Annotated in this window: 15 protein-coding genes; 5 read left to right on the top strand and 10 right to left on the bottom strand. The window is 58.9% G+C overall.

The genetic code is table 11. From position 1 onward, the window contains the following. Positions 1-154: 154 nt before the first annotated feature. Positions 155-1,771 carry an inorganic phosphate transporter gene (locus EYC95_RS07090; protein WP_131059718.1) on the bottom strand — a complete coding sequence of 539 codons (1,617 nt, stop codon included), beginning with the start codon at positions 1,769-1,771 and terminating at the stop codon, positions 155-157. A gap of 220 nt (positions 1,772-1,991) precedes the next feature. Further along, positions 1,992-3,014, bottom strand: a complete 1,023-nt coding sequence (locus EYC95_RS07085) for a transporter (protein ID WP_131059717.1) — start codon at positions 3,012-3,014, stop codon at positions 1,992-1,994. Between the two features lie 453 nt (positions 3,015-3,467). Here EYC95_RS07085 and EYC95_RS07080 point away from each other — a divergent pair, with 453 nt between their 5' ends. Then, positions 3,468-5,090, top strand: a complete 1,623-nt coding sequence (locus tag EYC95_RS07080) for a methyl-accepting chemotaxis protein (RefSeq protein WP_131059716.1) — start codon at positions 3,468-3,470, stop codon at positions 5,088-5,090. Positions 5,091-5,248: 158 nt separating this feature from the next. On the opposite strand, the gene EYC95_RS07075 is transcribed toward EYC95_RS07080, so the two are convergent. Together EYC95_RS07075 and EYC95_RS07070 are read right to left on the bottom strand one after the other, a co-directional pair. Further along, positions 5,249-5,554: a PepSY domain-containing protein gene (locus EYC95_RS07075; protein ID WP_010457288.1), complete on the bottom strand. Its 306-nt coding sequence runs from the start codon at positions 5,552-5,554 to the stop codon at positions 5,249-5,251. A 247-nt stretch (positions 5,555-5,801) separates the two neighbouring features. After that, positions 5,802-6,929, bottom strand: a complete 1,128-nt coding sequence (locus EYC95_RS07070) for a glycerophosphodiester phosphodiesterase (protein WP_131059715.1) — start codon at positions 6,927-6,929, stop codon at positions 5,802-5,804. A 234-nt stretch (positions 6,930-7,163) separates the two neighbouring features. On the opposite strand from EYC95_RS07070, the gene EYC95_RS07065 reads away from it, so the two are divergent. Then, positions 7,164-7,490 (top strand): DUF2025 family protein, encoded by a 327-nt coding sequence (locus EYC95_RS07065; RefSeq protein WP_131059714.1) that lies wholly within the window; start codon positions 7,164-7,166, stop codon positions 7,488-7,490. Between the two features lie 128 nt (positions 7,491-7,618). Here the strand turns inward: EYC95_RS07065 and EYC95_RS07060 are convergent, their stop codons facing one another. Further along, positions 7,619-7,948, bottom strand: a complete 330-nt coding sequence (locus tag EYC95_RS07060; protein WP_131059713.1) for an antibiotic biosynthesis monooxygenase — start codon at positions 7,946-7,948, stop codon at positions 7,619-7,621. Continuing rightward, a complete protein-coding gene (locus EYC95_RS07055; RefSeq protein ID WP_131059712.1) occupies positions 7,945-8,652 on the bottom strand; it encodes a CTP synthase in 708 nt (235 codons plus the stop codon). The genes EYC95_RS07060 and EYC95_RS07055 overlap by 4 nt, the downstream gene beginning before the upstream one ends. Before the next feature lie 15 nt (positions 8,653-8,667). On the opposite strand from EYC95_RS07055, the gene EYC95_RS07050 reads away from it, so the two are divergent. After that, positions 8,668-9,609 (top strand): LysR family transcriptional regulator, encoded by a 942-nt coding sequence (locus EYC95_RS07050; protein ID WP_131059711.1) that lies wholly within the window; start codon positions 8,668-8,670, stop codon positions 9,607-9,609. A 7-nt stretch (positions 9,610-9,616) separates the two neighbouring features. On the opposite strand, the gene EYC95_RS07045 is transcribed toward EYC95_RS07050, so the two are convergent. Both EYC95_RS07045 and EYC95_RS07040 read right to left on the bottom strand, forming a co-directional pair. Continuing rightward, positions 9,617-10,156 carry a DUF1003 domain-containing protein gene (locus tag EYC95_RS07045; protein ID WP_131059710.1) on the bottom strand — a complete coding sequence of 180 codons (540 nt, stop codon included), beginning with the start codon at positions 10,154-10,156 and terminating at the stop codon, positions 9,617-9,619. Between the two features lie 139 nt (positions 10,157-10,295). Continuing rightward, positions 10,296-10,904, bottom strand: coding sequence for a TetR/AcrR family transcriptional regulator (locus EYC95_RS07040; RefSeq protein ID WP_131059709.1), 609 nt, complete (start codon positions 10,902-10,904; stop codon positions 10,296-10,298). A 212-nt stretch (positions 10,905-11,116) separates the two neighbouring features. Between EYC95_RS07040 and EYC95_RS07035 the strand changes: the two genes are divergently transcribed. Beyond that, positions 11,117-12,190 carry an MBL fold metallo-hydrolase gene (locus EYC95_RS07035; protein ID WP_131059708.1) on the top strand — a complete coding sequence of 358 codons (1,074 nt, stop codon included), beginning with the start codon at positions 11,117-11,119 and terminating at the stop codon, positions 12,188-12,190. A gap of 116 nt (positions 12,191-12,306) precedes the next feature. Further along, positions 12,307-13,836: an amidase family protein gene (locus EYC95_RS07030; protein ID WP_131059707.1), complete on the top strand. Its 1,530-nt coding sequence runs from the start codon at positions 12,307-12,309 to the stop codon at positions 13,834-13,836. Between the two features lie 90 nt (positions 13,837-13,926). Here the strand turns inward: EYC95_RS07030 and EYC95_RS07025 are convergent, their stop codons facing one another. Together EYC95_RS07025 and EYC95_RS07020 are read right to left on the bottom strand one after the other, a co-directional pair. Continuing rightward, a complete protein-coding gene (locus tag EYC95_RS07025; protein WP_131059706.1) occupies positions 13,927-14,199 on the bottom strand; it encodes an XRE family transcriptional regulator in 273 nt (90 codons plus the stop codon). A gap of 11 nt (positions 14,200-14,210) precedes the next feature. Further along, on the bottom strand, positions 14,211-14,528 hold the full coding sequence (locus EYC95_RS07020) for a helix-turn-helix transcriptional regulator (protein ID WP_131059705.1): 318 nt from the start codon (positions 14,526-14,528) through the stop codon (positions 14,211-14,213). Positions 14,529-14,607: the final 79 nt, after the last annotated feature.

Raw genomic sequence — 14,607 nt, 5'->3', positions numbered from 1 at the left:
ACGCCTGAATTTGCGACGAAATGCGTTCTACAGGCGATAAAAAACCCTGTAGGAGCGAGGCTTGCCCGCGAAGAACGATAACGCGGTCTAATTGAATGACCGAGTTATCGTTCTTCGCGGGCAAGCCTCGCTCCTACAGGGGTTTGTGTTGCGGTTAGAACATTTGGGTGAACAGCCAGTAAAGGCTGCCCGACAACAGAATCGCTGCCGGCAAGGTCAGCACCCAGGCCATCAGCAGGTTGCGGATGGTCCTCATCTGCAAGCCGCCGCCGTTGGCGACCATGCTCCCGGCGACCCCCGAGGACAACACGTGAGTGGTCGACACCGGCAATCCGAACATGTCGGCCGCGCCGATGGTCAGCATGGCCACGGTTTCCGCCGAGGCACCCTGGGCGTAGGTCAGGTGGGTCTTGCCGATCTTCTCGCCGACCGTCACCACGATGCGCTTCCAGCCGACCATGGTGCCCAGCCCGAGCGCAATCGCCACGGCGATCTTCACCCACAGCGGAATGAAGCGCGTCGAGTTGTCGATCTGTTGCTTGAACAGTTGCAGTTTGCTGCTGGTGTCGGCGTCAAAGTTGCCGACCTTGTTCTTGTCCATCAGGCGAATGGTTTCGCTGGTCAGGTACATGTCGTTGCGCACGTTGCCCACGGCCTCGGCGGGGACTTTGGACAGCGAACCGTAACCCTTGACCTGCGCACCGATGCTGCCAGTGAGGGCTGCGAGGGCAGGGATCAGTTGTGGCGTGGCTTCCTTGCTGCGCACGTATTCAGAGAGCACCGGACGCGGATCGGCCGGGGCCGGCATCGGTGCGCTTTTCACCAGCGCTTGCTGGGTGACTTCGGCGACGGCGGCGAACTGCAGCGCCTGGTCGGCCGGCATGGTGCGGTTCAGCGCATAGGCCATCGGCAGCGTGCCGACCAGAATCAACATGATCAGGCCCATGCCTTTCTGGCCGTCGTTGGAACCGTGGGCGAACGAGACGCCGGTGCAGGTCACAATCAACATGCCGCGAATCCACCACGGCGGTGGCGTGTCGCCGACCGGTGCCTTGTACAGCGCGCGATTCTTGACGAACGCACGCAAGGCCAGCAGCAATAACGCGGCAAAGCCGAAGCCAACCAGCGGTGACAACAGCAACGCATAACCGATCTTGGTCGCCTGTGCCCAGTCCACGCCGCTGGTGCCGTCATGGCCATGCATCAGGGCATTGGCCACGCCGACACCGATGATCGAACCGATCAAGGTGTGCGACGAGGAGGCCGGCAAACCCAGCCACCAGGTGCCGAGGTTCCACAGGATCGCAGCGATCAACAGGGCGAAGATCATCGCGAAACCGGCGGAGGACCCGACTTGCAGAATCAGCTCCACGGGCAGCAGGGCGATGATGCCGAACGCCACCGCACCACTCGACAGCAGCACCCCCAGAAAGTTGAAGAACCCGGACCAGGCCACGGCGAAATTCGGCGGCAGCGAGTTGGTGTAAATCACCGTGGCCACGGCGTTGGCGGTGTCGTGGAAACCGTTGACGAACTCAAAGCCCAGGGCGATCAGCAATGCCACGCTCAACAGCAGAAACGGCGTCCAGGTGGTGACCACCGTGCCGAGTTCGTGCATGTCGTGCATCAGGCTGTAAGCGGTGAACAACAGTCCGCTGGCCAGTACCCCGAAAAACACCACGAGGGTGAACAGGCTGGGTTTTTTATCGAGTTGCGGTCTGGCGCTACTGGCGGGAGCCTGCGTTTCGGCGGTGTAGGAAGGCGTAGCCATGACGGACATTCCTGAGGAGGGAAGGTGTGTTCGTCATGATCGTTGCCAAATGTTACAGAGAAACTGCCCTGCGTCAGGGTTTGGGGTTTTTGCTTATCCGTTAATCAGAATTCACCACGGTCCCTGTAGGAGCGAGGCTTGCCCGCGAAGGCGGTATATCAGGTAAAACGCCTTCGCGGGCAAGCCTCGCGCCTACAAGTGGAGTGCCGGATTTGAAAGATTAATAATCCTGGCGCTTACGAAACGCCCAACGCCCCGCAATCACGGTAAACGTCGCGACCAGCGCCACCAGAATCCAGAACCCCTCCGGATCCCCCGAAAGCGGCACCCCGCCGACGTTCATGCCAAAGAAACCGGCAATGATGTTGATCGGCAGCGCCAGCACCGTCACCACGGTCAGGGTGAACAGCGTGCGGTTGCTCTGCTCATTCAAGTTGGCCGCGATCTCTTCCTGCAACAACTTGATCCGCTCACCGAGCGCCGTGAGGTCGTTGATGATCAGCGCAAACTCCTCGGTGGACTTGCGCAGCTCCTTGACGTCCTCCTTCTGCAACCACTGCGGCGGCCGGTTGAGCAATCGCAACAACGACCCCGGCTCCAGCGCCAACAAGCGTTGCAGGCGCACCAGTACCCGGCGATTGGCACCGAGTTCGGCACGGTTGGTGGACAGCCGCGACGACAACAACTCATCTTCGATCTGATCGACACTGAGGCTGGTCTTGCGCACGATCTGGGTCAGCACTTCGCCCTGATCGCGCAGCAAATGCACCAGCAATTCCAGCGGTGAACGAAAGCACTCGCCGGCCTTCACCGAGGACCGCAGCTTGTCCACCGAGTGCAGCGGTTGCAGGCGGGCGCTGATGATCAGCCGACTGCGGGCACAGACCCACAGCGTCGACACATCGGACGAAACCATGCTGCTGAGGTTGAACACCACATCGTTGACCACCGCCAGCAACGCCGAATCCACATGCTCGATGCGCGTGGATCGTGAACCTTCGTGCAAGGCTTCGAAAAACTCGTCCGGCAATTCCAGATGGCTTTTCATCCAGCGCTCGCACGCGGCATGCGCCAGGTTCAGGTGCAGCCACAGAAATTCGTCACCCTCGTCCGGCTGTTGCAGGCATTGCAACGCCTTGGCCGAATCAATCTCCCGACCACGCTCGCCGGGGCGAAAACTGAAACCGTAGAGCAGACCGAAGAGGTCCGGGGCGCGATGGCTTTGGTCGATGCTGTGGTTCATGAGGGCTCGCTGAAGGAGGCGCGGTCGGTCGCTTGTGGCTCGCGGAAGGAAGCACTGTCGGTCGCTTTATGTAGCAGCTGGCGAAGCCTGCGTTCGGCTGCGTAGCAGTCGTCAAACCTGAGCATGCGGTCTTCCTGACGCAACGCATCGCCTGATTTCACGACTGCTGCACAGCCGAACGCAGGCTTTGCCAGCTGCTATAAGTCGAGTGATGGCCAGGTTCACTTGAGCCGCATCATCGCAAGCCTGGATGACGTTTTTGTGACGATAAAATAACCGCAAACGATTGCACTACCGATGGTCGGATTTGATTCAAGAACCGCTCTGGCACGCCGATCTCGCTTAAGTTACTTTGCGCGGCTTCGGCCATGAGCCAAGTTTAAGACAGGGATGTCCGGACACCTTTCACGCTGTGTTTGCTGCGTGTCTCACCCCTGTCATGAGTATCACTCGATGCTGCAAAAATCCCTGAGAGCACAAATCCTCGCCTTGTTGAGCGGCAGCCTGTTGGCGATGCTGTTGATCGCCCTGGCTTGCTTTCACTTCCTGTCCAGCGGCGTTCAGAGCTATGCGAATCTGATCGACGGTCCGTTGCACACCTCGCAATTGATCGACGAAGCCAACCTGCAATTCAAGGTGCAGGTGCAGGAATGGAAAAACGTCCTGCTGCGTGGCAAGCAACCGGCTGACCTGGACAAATACTGGAAGCAATTCGAAGACCGTCAGCGCGATGTGCAAAGCATTCTCGGTGTACTGGCCGGCCAGAAGGGTATTGAGCCGCAACTCAAGACCCGCATCGAACGCCTGCGCGACGAACACCGTCTGCTGGGCGCCGCCTATCAGAAGGGCCGTGATGCGTACGTGGCGGCCGGTGCCGACCCGACGGCGGGCGACACGGCCGTCAAAGGCGTAGACCGTGCAACCAGCGATCAGATGAGCGAACTGGTCAGCGAATTGCGCAAGCAGGGCGTCGAGCAATCGAAGCTGATCAGCGTCGACGCCGATCGCACGGTATTGCTGGGGCTCATCGTGATGCTCGCCTCGGGTCTGTTGATCGGGCTGTTGAGCCTGTGGCTGGTCAACCGCAACCTGGTCGAACCGATTCGCAAACTGATCGAGTACGTGGCGCAACTCAGCCAGGGCAAGTTCGCCGAGCGCGTGGCCAGCACCCGTCAGGATGAGCTGGGCAAGCTGGCGGTCGCGGCCAACACCCTGCGTGATTTTCTCGCCGAAACCTTCAGCCGTTTGCAGCGCAGCGCCAAGGATCTGGACAGCGCCAGCGGTGAGCTGAATTCGATCGCCGGCCTCATGGCCAGCGGCACCAACGAGCAGTTCAACCGCACCGATCAGGTGGCCACGGCAATGAACGAAATGTCTGCCACCGCACAGGAAGTCGCACGTCACGCCGCCGATGCGGCACGTGCCGCCGATGATGCCGACCAGTCCGCCCAACACGGCGAAAAAGTCATGCAGGGCACCATTCACACCATCACCCAGATGCGCGGCGAAATCGCCAACACCGCCACGGTCATCCGCCAACTGGAAACCGACAGCGGACGCATCGGCAAGGTGCTGGAAGTGATTCGTGGCATCGCCGAGCAAACCAACCTGCTGGCGCTCAACGCAGCGATCGAAGCGGCCCGTGCCGGTGAAGCCGGACGCGGTTTTGCCGTGGTGGCCGATGAAGTGCGCAGCCTGGCCCAGCGCACGGCGGCGTCGATCATCGAGATCAACCAGATCATCCAGACCGTGCAAACCGGTGCGGTGGACGCGGCTCAGGCGATTGAAAGCGGGCAGTCGCGCAGTGAAGAAAGCGTCGAGCAAGTGACCCAGGCCGGCGCGATGCTGGAGCGGATCACCCTCGCCGTGGAAGCCATTCGCGACATGAACCGCCAGATCGCCACCGCCGCCGAAGAGCAGACCTCGGTGGCCGAGGACATCTCGCGCAACCTCACCGAAATCACCAGCATCGCCAGTACCAATCTGGACAACGTGCAGCGCACAGAAGCGGCCGGCCGCAATTTGCACGGGTTGTCGGGGCAGTTGAATGAAGTCACGGCGCGTTTGAGCGCGTAATGGAAAGGGCTGTGTACCGGTTTGCTTGCCGAATCGGTACACAGTCGATCCAGTACGTCGGGGTCTCTGGTCAGCACGACCGCCTGAGTCTTGCGTGAATCCGACATGCAAAAAAGCCGCACGATCCGAAGATCGTGCGGCTTTGTTTTATACGGGTATCAGGTGTCTTGTTTGTCGCTCAGGACTTTGCCAGTGGTGGCATCGAAGTCCACGTCAAACTCTTTGCCGTCAGCGGTTTTCAGTTCCACTTCGTACTCGTAGTTGTTGAAGTGGTTGTCCAGGTCGGTGTCGGTGATGGTCGCACCCGGATGCAGTTTCAGAGCCGCCTGGTTCATTTCTTCCAGTGGCTTGATCTTCCCGCTCTTGACCAGCTCAGGGATCTGGTCGACGCGAACGTCAGCCTGCGCCAGGCCAGCAGTGAGGGTCAGGGCAGCGGCAGTGAACAGGGCAGTCAGGGTTTTCATGAGATTCTTTCCTTGGGGTGATCTGTTTAAGTGGGGCCAGATTAACGACGGCAACTTAATTCAGCCTTAATTCCAATGACCGTGTCGTTTGGAAGATTTCGCGGGCAAGTCGGATCGCCGCCCGCTCGCTCCTACAGGTTCCGGGTTTGCCACAAAAATATCGGCATCCAAAAATCCTGTAGGAGCGAGCGGGCGGCGATCCGACTTGCCCGCGAAGAAGTCGACGCGGTGTCGTGTCAGCGACCGATTAGTAGCCGTTGTTCTGCAGCAATTGCGCGACGGTGCCCGCCGCCGGGCGTTTATAAAACTTCAGCAATTCGCTGGCGCGGTTGGTGAAGATGCCATCGACGCCGGCCTCCATGACTTTCTGGTAATCAACCGCTTCGTCGATGGTGTAGACGTGTACCAGCAGGCCCTGATCGTGGGTGTACTGGTTCATCCACGGTTGCACCAGGTCCGAATAGCTCTGATCGCCACCCTTGGTCAACGCGGCCGAAGGGCCGGTACCGATTGCACCCTGGGCCTTGGCGTACTCGACCCACTGCTGGAATTCGGCTTTGTCTTTCGGTTCCTGTTTGGCGTAGTAAGTCGCCTTGTCCTTGTCGCCGGACTCGGCAAACGTCACGTTGGATTTCGGTTCGATACTGCCTTCGCCGACCCACAGCAACAGGATCTTCGGCACTTGCGGCATTTCCTTCTCAAGCAGTTCGAGGCTGCTCTTCTCGAAGGTTTGCAGCACGACTTTGCCTTTGCCCTGGCCGACGGCCAGATTGCTTTTCGCCAGTTTGGAACCGGCCGGGCTCAGCCAGCCGCGATCCTGCAATTTATCCTTGAGGTCGCTTTCGATACCGGGGAATTGCTTCGGCTCTTTGGTCTCGATGTACAGGCCTGGCTTGTGCAGCGGATTGCCCTGGGCGATGTCGATGATTTCGTCGAGGGTCAGAATTTTCAGGCCAACGTAGGAAGGACGCGCGCGATCCGGGTAGGCGGTGTTGAACCAGCTGCCGGCATCCAGGGTTTTCAGTTCGGCGATGGTGAAGGCGTTGGCCGGGCTGTCTTTGCGATCGGGGAATTTTGTGGCGACGTCGGTGGTGCGTTGCAGGTTGTTGTCGTGCAGGGCGAACAGCACGCCGTCCTTGCTGCGTTGCAGATCCATTTCCAGGTAGTCGACGCCCAGATCACGGGCCAGTTTGTAGGCCGCCGCGGTGGATTCCGGTGCATCGAACGAAGCGCCGCGGTGGGCGATGACCGCAGGATGCGGGATGCCCAAATGGGTCGCCAGAGCTGTGGGGCTGGGCTCGTTGGCGGCCTGTGCCTGGCCGAGGCCGAGCAGCATGCTCAGCAGCAGGGCGCTTTTGGTGAAGGTAACAGGCATGGTCGAGGTCCTTTCGCGTTGAGTTTTCAAAGACGTCTCTTTTAACAACTGAGCGCCGCCAGCGCTATCGCCAGACCGACATAAACGTGTTTAAAGCAGATTTTTTCAGCGCTTTTGTGCAGTTCTTTGCAGTACTCTTGGCCCTGGCGTTTCCCCGGCAGAGGGAAATCCGATTGCTCCCCTTGCGTGTAAACCATCGTTCACCGGTCGTTAACGACCTTTTGTGAGGTTTATATGCGCATCACTTCCGAGCTTATCTGCCAGGCCGCCGACCAACTCAAAGGCTTCGTCGGCCTCAATCGCAAGACCGGCCACTACATTGTGCGTTTCAGCGAAGACTCGTTTGGTATGGACGTGGCTGATGACGGGATTATTCCCACCAGTGAATTTGTCTGGTCAGAGGGGCCGGCGCAGGTCATGACGCTCAAGCGTGAGTTGATTCAGTTGTTGCTGGATCAGAATATTGATGACCGGATCAATGTGACCGAGCCGTTGCGGGTGTACATGAATCGGCGGGAAGTGCCGGAGATTTCGGCGGTGCGGAGTCTTGTTCAGGGCTGAGGTTTTTGTGGTGTTTGCTCTGGCCTCTTCGCGGGCAAGTCGGATCGCCGCACCGCTCGCTCCTACAGGTTATCGGTGCCCTCTGTAGGAGCGAGGCTTGCCCGCGAGACGGCCTAAAGAACACCGCATCATGTTGCTGTCTTGAACGCATACGCCCGCTCAACCCTGCACACCCGCGTATGACACGCCGAATACCACGTCGACCGCCCACGCTCGCGAATCTCACTGTGCTCGGGATGATGCTTCCACGCCAATATCGCCGCCTCGCTGGCCCAGTAAGACACCGTAATCCCCAGCCCATCCCCGCCCCGAGCCGATTCCACACCGAGAAATCCCGGCTGCTCACGGGCGAGTTCCACCATGCGTTCGGCGGCCTCGGCGTAACCGTGATCGCCGTCGGTGCGCAGCGAAGTAAAAATCACCGCGTAGTAAGTCGTCGATGGCGTATCGGCGATCATGATTTTTGCCTTTTGCAGGCTTCGATCAAGGCGCGGACCAGCGGCGGCAGCGTGCCTTTGAGCGCGGCGCGTTCAGGTTGGAACAGGGTGGCGACAAAGAACGGATGACCTATGAGTTCCACCGCCCGCAAGTCGCCGGTCGAGTCATGGCCAACGGCGTACAGTTTTTGCGTCAATAACTCACGTTCGAATTGCGGATTCACGCCATAGCGGCAGCGATATCCCTCAACGATATCAGCGCTTTCATACGCCTTGGCGATCAACGAGCTATCAACCAGGTGAATGCTGTCCGTCGCTTCCACCAATGAACAGGCCAGCGGCGTGAGTAACGGGCGCGTTGCATCGGGATGGGTTTCGCCGTGTTCGGCGTCTTCCCAACCCAGCACATTTCGAGCGAACTCAAGCACGGCGTGTTGAAACCCGCCACAGGTGCCGAGGAACGGTCGCTGCTGTTCACGGGCAAAACGGATCGCCCGTAACGCGCCGTCCATGTCGCGGTAAGGGCTGGCGGGCACGCACCAGAAGCCATCGAAATCCTTCAGGGGCGTGTCGGCATTGATGCTGTCGGTGGCCAGCCATTGGAATTGCACGTCCAGCTTCAGCCGTTCGGCAGCCATGCCGAGGGCCACGGGAATGGCTTGGTGGGCGGTGACCTGTGGGTCGTAGTCACCGATCAGGGCAATGCGGATTGCGGTGGTTTCCATGAGTGATCTCGACGCTTGTTGATTCCTGGCACCCACTATAGATTGGCGTTCACGCATTCAATATTGGCGTTATCCCAAGTGATTAATGCAGCGACGCACTATCGACTCGACTATCCAGACCTAGCGCTGATCCTCGCCTTGGTGCGCGGCGGCTCTCTGGCCCGGGCATCCGCGTTGTTGAAGGTTGACGTTTCGACGGTGTTTCGCGCCGTTCGCCGACTGGAAGCCGCGCTGGGCCAGCAACTGTTCGAAAAAAGCCGCGCCGGTTACCTGCCGACCACGCTCGCACAGACCTTGTCCGAACAAGCTGAGCGGGCGGAACAAGCGCTGGAAGCGGCGCGTATTGGCGTGGAGCAGGGCGGTGAAGTCATCAGTGGCACGGTGCGGTTGACCTGTACCGATTCTGTCCTGCAAGGGTTGTTGCTGCCGGCGCTGGCGCAGTTCATGCCGTCCTACCCGGCGCTGACCCTCGAGCTGAGCACCTCCAACGACTTTGCCAACCTCAGCCGTCGCGATGCCGACATCGCCTTGCGCCTCACCCGCACGCCGCCCGAGCATCTGGTCGGTCGACGTCTGGCGGATATTTCCTATCGGGTCTGTGCCAGCGCGGCGTACTTGAAATCGGTCGATCCTGAAGACTTGGCCTCACTGACCTGGATCGCGCCGGATGACTTTCTTCCCGACCATCCCACCATTGCCTGGCGGCGCCAGCAATTGCCCGGCGTGACGCCTGGTTATCGCTGCAACAGCATGCTGTCGGTGACCGAATTGGTGCGGGCCGGACTGGGCGTCGCGGCGTTGCCAGACTTTTTGATCGGTGACGAATTGCAACCATTGACTGGCCCGTTGCACGGTTACGACACCGCACTCTGGTTGCTCACCCGACCGGACTGCCGTGCGTTGCGCTCGGTGGTGACGTTGTTCGATGAGTTGGGGCGGGCGCTTCGATTGCCGTGACCGGGCGCTAAACTTTTGGCTGATCCTTGCGCACGAAATGCTGATGCATTTCCGACGTCAGGTTTTCGATGCGTTCAGTCAGGGTCTTGGTCATTTCCGTCAGCCGAGTGTTCTGCTCGAGCAACGCCATCAGTTGCGCGGTGTTCTGCGCCGCTTGTGCCAGGCGTCCGGTGTTGGCTACCGCGAGGGATTCCCGGTGTAGGGCGTCGGCGTCGGACTGGGCTTTGTCCCGCGCCGCCTGCCGTGTCTGGGCCAACAGAATCAGCGGGGCGGCGTAAGCCGATTGCAGGCTGAAGGCCAGGTTGAGCAGGATGAATGGATAAACGTCGAAGTGGGTCACGCCAAAGATGTTGAGACACACCCAAAGCACCACGATCAGCGTCTGGGCGCCAAGAAAGGTCGGCGTGCCGAAGAACCGCGCAAATGCCTCGGCGCGCAGGGCAAACTTGTCGTTGCCGAACGTCGGCGCCAAGTGAGCATGAGCGCGGTGAAAACGCAGGTGGTCGACGGGAGCGGCGGGGGCGGTTTCGTTGGTCGTCGTGGTCATGATGCTCTCTGCAGGGCGCTGGGACTGAGGCTCACTATAGCCCCAGCGTCAGTTTCATCCTGAAACACATTGCAGCGTTGTATTCAGAGCGACCCTTGACCGGTCAATCGGCAGACGTTGTCATTTATTGCAGATCGATTCAGCGCTGATAACAGGCGAGGAACATGTCCAGCGCCGACTCCACCACGGTTATCTGCATCTCGTCCGACAGCGCCGGGAGCCCCATGGAAATCTGCGGCCAGAACGCAAAGGATTTGAGCATTCCCTGAATTTGCTGCGCGGCAAACTCGGGATCGACCGGTTTCAATCGACCGTCTGACTGGGCGGCGCGGATCCACACGGTCAGGCCTTCTTCACGCTCACCCATTCGGGCAACCATGTTCTGCGCGCGCTCGGGAGAATGAATGGTGGCGGCGATCGCCACACGCGCCAGGTCGAGGAAGTTGTCATCGCCCAGCATCTGCAGTTTGGCCTTCAACATCAGGCTCATTTGATCGCGCAGCGGCAGGTCAGGGCGGTAGGACGTTTCCTGCTCTGCGGTCACTCGTGCCCACAATTGATTGAGGATTTCGGCGAACAACTCTTCCTTGCTGGGGAAGTGGTTGTACACCGTGCGCTTCGACACGCCGGCAGTGGCGGCGATCTTGTCCATGCTGGTGATGTCGAAACCGTTGGCGCGGAATTCGGCAATCGCCGCCTGGATGATGGCTTCGCGTTTACGGTCGGTGAGGCGCTGTGGAGCTGTCATAAGTACGCTTCGGCAGGAAGATAAAGAGAATTACACTCAGCAGTTTACTTGTGATCGGGTTTGATGCAACCTTGAAACTACACTGTGCAGTGTAATATTTTGTTAATCCTGCACAGGGAAAAATAGAATCTCCGGCTGATGCGTGCGTGCTTTGGCCATTTATTCCCACCGTGAAAAACCGCTTTGTGCGGTTTTTCTGGAGTTACTCAGTCATGGCCAACTCGATTTCCCCTACGGACAACGCCTCCACGCCTGAAGCATCCCGTCAGGCAGAAGGGCTCTTCCGCAATCATGCGCCCGTGCAACGTGAAGGCTTTCGGAAAATGGTGCGCATCATGTGGAGCATGATTTTCCACAAGCCGCGCAACACTCGCCCGACAGCGCCCGTCCCGGTGCAAGCCCTGACCCAGGCCGCGCTGATCGCTGCACCCAACCACAGCGTCTATCGCCTCGGCCACTCCACCGTCCTGCTGAAACTGCGAGACAAATTCTGGATCACCGACCCGGTCTTCGCCGAACGCGCCTCCCCAGTACAGTGGGCCGGTCCCAAGCGTTTCCACCAACCGCCGATCAGCCTCGAAGAATTGCCGCCGATCGAAGCGGTGATCCTGTCGCACGACCACTACGACCACCTCGATTATCAAGCCGTGCTCAAACTGGCGGACAAGACCAAGTACTTCCTGACGCCACTGGGCGTGGGCGACACCCTGATCAAGTGGGGAGTCGATGCCAGCAAAGTGCGCCAACTGGATTGGTGGCAGGGCACGGAAGTCGATGGCATGCAGTTCATCGCCACACCGTCGCAGCACTTCTCCGGTCGTGGCCTGTTCGATGGCAACAGCACGCTCTGGGCCTCGTGGGTGATGATCGACGGCGACACGAGGATCTTCTTCAGCGGCGACAGCGGTTATTTCGATGGCTTCAAACGCATCGGCGAACAGTACGGCCCGTTCGACCTGACCCTCATGGAAAGCGGCGCCTACAACGTCGAGTGGCCTCACGTTCACATGCAGCCTGAAGAAACCCTGCAAGCGCATATCGACCTCAAAGGGCGCTGGTTATTGCCGATTCACAACGGCACCTTCGATTTGTCGATGCACGCCTGGTTCGAGCCTTTCGACCGGATACTCGCATTGGCCTGGGAGCGCAATGTGTCGATCACCACACCGCAAATGGGTGAGGCGTTCAACGTGAAGTACCCGCAGAGGGGGAACGCATGGTGGTTGGAAATGGAAAGTACGGTGAAGGAAAAAGGGCATTTGGCTTGTAGCGGCTACAAGTATTGATGAAGTTTCCTACATAGGCGGTTCCTTGTAGCTGACAGCCGTTTCCTATGGCTTCGGTAGGCTTTGCAGCGGGTGAAATGACTCACTCGTGATTAGCCATAACAAGGAAGCTGTAAATGAAGGACTTTTTAAGAAACCGCATGACGGCACTGGCGCAGATCGTTCTGCTATCGGCCACCGGGTCTGCATTTGCAGACAGCAAAGGGGCAGTCACTGCTCAGACGCTCGAATATGCGAGCGTCAGCGAGCTCACTGAGCGGATGGAACGTAACGAACTTACCTCAGTAACGCTGGTGGAATATTTGCAGGCGCGCATCAGCACGCTGGATAAGCAAGGGCCGATGATCAACGCGATCATTGAGCTCAACCCTCAAGCCATCGACATTGCCACCGCGTTAGACCTGGAGCGTCAGGCTGGAAAAGTGCGTGGCCCGCTGCACGGCATTCCAGTTCTGCTCAAGGACAACATCGACACTGCGGACCAGATGCAAACGAGCGCGGGCTCATTGGCCATGGTCGGCCAGCCTGCGGCAAACGATGCGTTTGTCGTAAAACAACTGCGCGATGCAGGTGCCGTCATTCTCGGTAAAACCAACATGAGCGAATGGGCCTACGTTCGGGAAATGGGCTTGCCACATGGTTGGAGTGGCCGAGGTGGCCAAGGTAAAAATCCCCACGTGTTAAGTGGCGAAATCTGCGGGTCCAGCTCTGGTTCAGCAGCAGGTGTAGCTGCCGGTTTTGCACCGTTGGCCATCGGCACTGAAACCAACGGCTCGATCACTTGCCCTGCTTCGGCCAACGGGGTAGTTGGCGTCAAGCCGACACTGGGATTGTTCAGCCGATCAGGCATCATTCCCATCACACGTCTGCAAGACACCCCCGGCACCCTTACGCGCACCGTTCGTGACGCCGCACTGATGTTCAATGCCCTGCAAGGCGCCGATGTCACGGATGCCGCAACCGGCGATGCTCCGATGGGAGTCGACTACACCACGCTGCTCGCCACGGATACATTGAAAGGCAAAAGAATCGGTTACCCGACCGAGTACGTCGGTACGAACGGCTCTGTTCTTCAACCTGGCGTTAAGTTCCTGATGGCATTGGCCACACTGGAAGAGCAAGGCGCTACCCTGGTGCCGTTGAAAGTACGACTGCCGGATATCGATGGCTACTTCAACACCCTCATGGCTGGCATGAAACATGAACTGCCCGAGTACCTCGTCAGCCGGCAAGGATTGCCGATCCAGACCCTTCAACAGTTGATCGACTTCAACGTACTCAATCCGGGCACCGAAGGATACGGGCAGCAGATGCTGAAGGACATCAACGAACTGGACATGACCCACTCGCAGGCAACTGAGTTGTTCGGCATCCTCAATGCCAGTTTCAAGGCTGCCATTGATGAGCAATTGGCTGAACATAATCTGGATGCGTTGTTCGCCGATGCCGATGGCTATTCGCAATTCAGCGCCGCAGTGGCTGGCTACCCTGGCATTACCGTCCCGTCGGGCATGAACAACGATGAGTTGCCGACCTCTGTGTTCTTTTTCGGCCAGCGCTGGAGTGAACCTCAACTGCTGGCGCTGGCTTACAACTATGAACAAGCATCGTTAGAACGCCAGAATCCGGCGTTTAAAGAGCAGTAGGATCTAGTGATGTTGGCGATACGGGTCTGGCATCGTGCATGGGCAGGGAGGCCATCTCACCCTACTCATGGAGGCGTGATCAATTACGCCTCAGAACGCTTGATCCGCCGCCGTCGGGTCGCTCGCCATGGAGCGGCCCGCGATCTTCGCCACGGTCAGATCGCGCACGTTCCCATCGAGAATTTCATCCAGTTCACTCGCTGACAGCCCCAGCCTTTGCGCCGCTTCCGCCTTGCCCAACTGACCGGTGTCGAGCAGCATGCCAATCTTCATGAGGTATTCGGCCTTGGCCCTCATCTGCCCCGCATCGGCATCACCCAAAGACGGATTGCCGCGCCTGTCGCATTCATCGATTCCATTCATCAGTTGACCCCTCACTCGACCATCGCATAGTCCGCCCGACCCACCGGATCAGGCGTCGACCCTTTAATATTCATCCCCCGACCCGGCGCAAATCCCGGGAAGAACACCAACCCCTCCGATTCAAACCGATACGCCAACGCCAGTCGGGTGACATCCAGTACATCGCGTTCGTCCTCAAAACGCAGAATGGCGTCCACGGAGACCCCGGATTCCTCCGAGAGCTCTTCCACACTCCAACCCAGCATCGCTCGGGCCTGGGCGCAGTGGGCCGGGGTGAATTGGAAAAGGGCGATACGTTCCAGGGTGATTTTCATCGCAAGAGAGGCCATGGTGTTCTCCGGGTTCGAGAGTGCTAATCCAAAAAGTACTGTTGTTTTGTACAGTTGTTTTGCGCCCGGATCAAACTCA

The organism is Pseudomonas sp. BGI-2, assembly GCF_004310295.1.
Taxonomy (GTDB): Bacteria; Pseudomonadota; Gammaproteobacteria; order Pseudomonadales; family Pseudomonadaceae; genus Aquipseudomonas.
The sequence above is the reverse complement of the archived record's forward strand: the minus strand, read 5'-3'. Positions and strand labels throughout refer to the sequence as shown.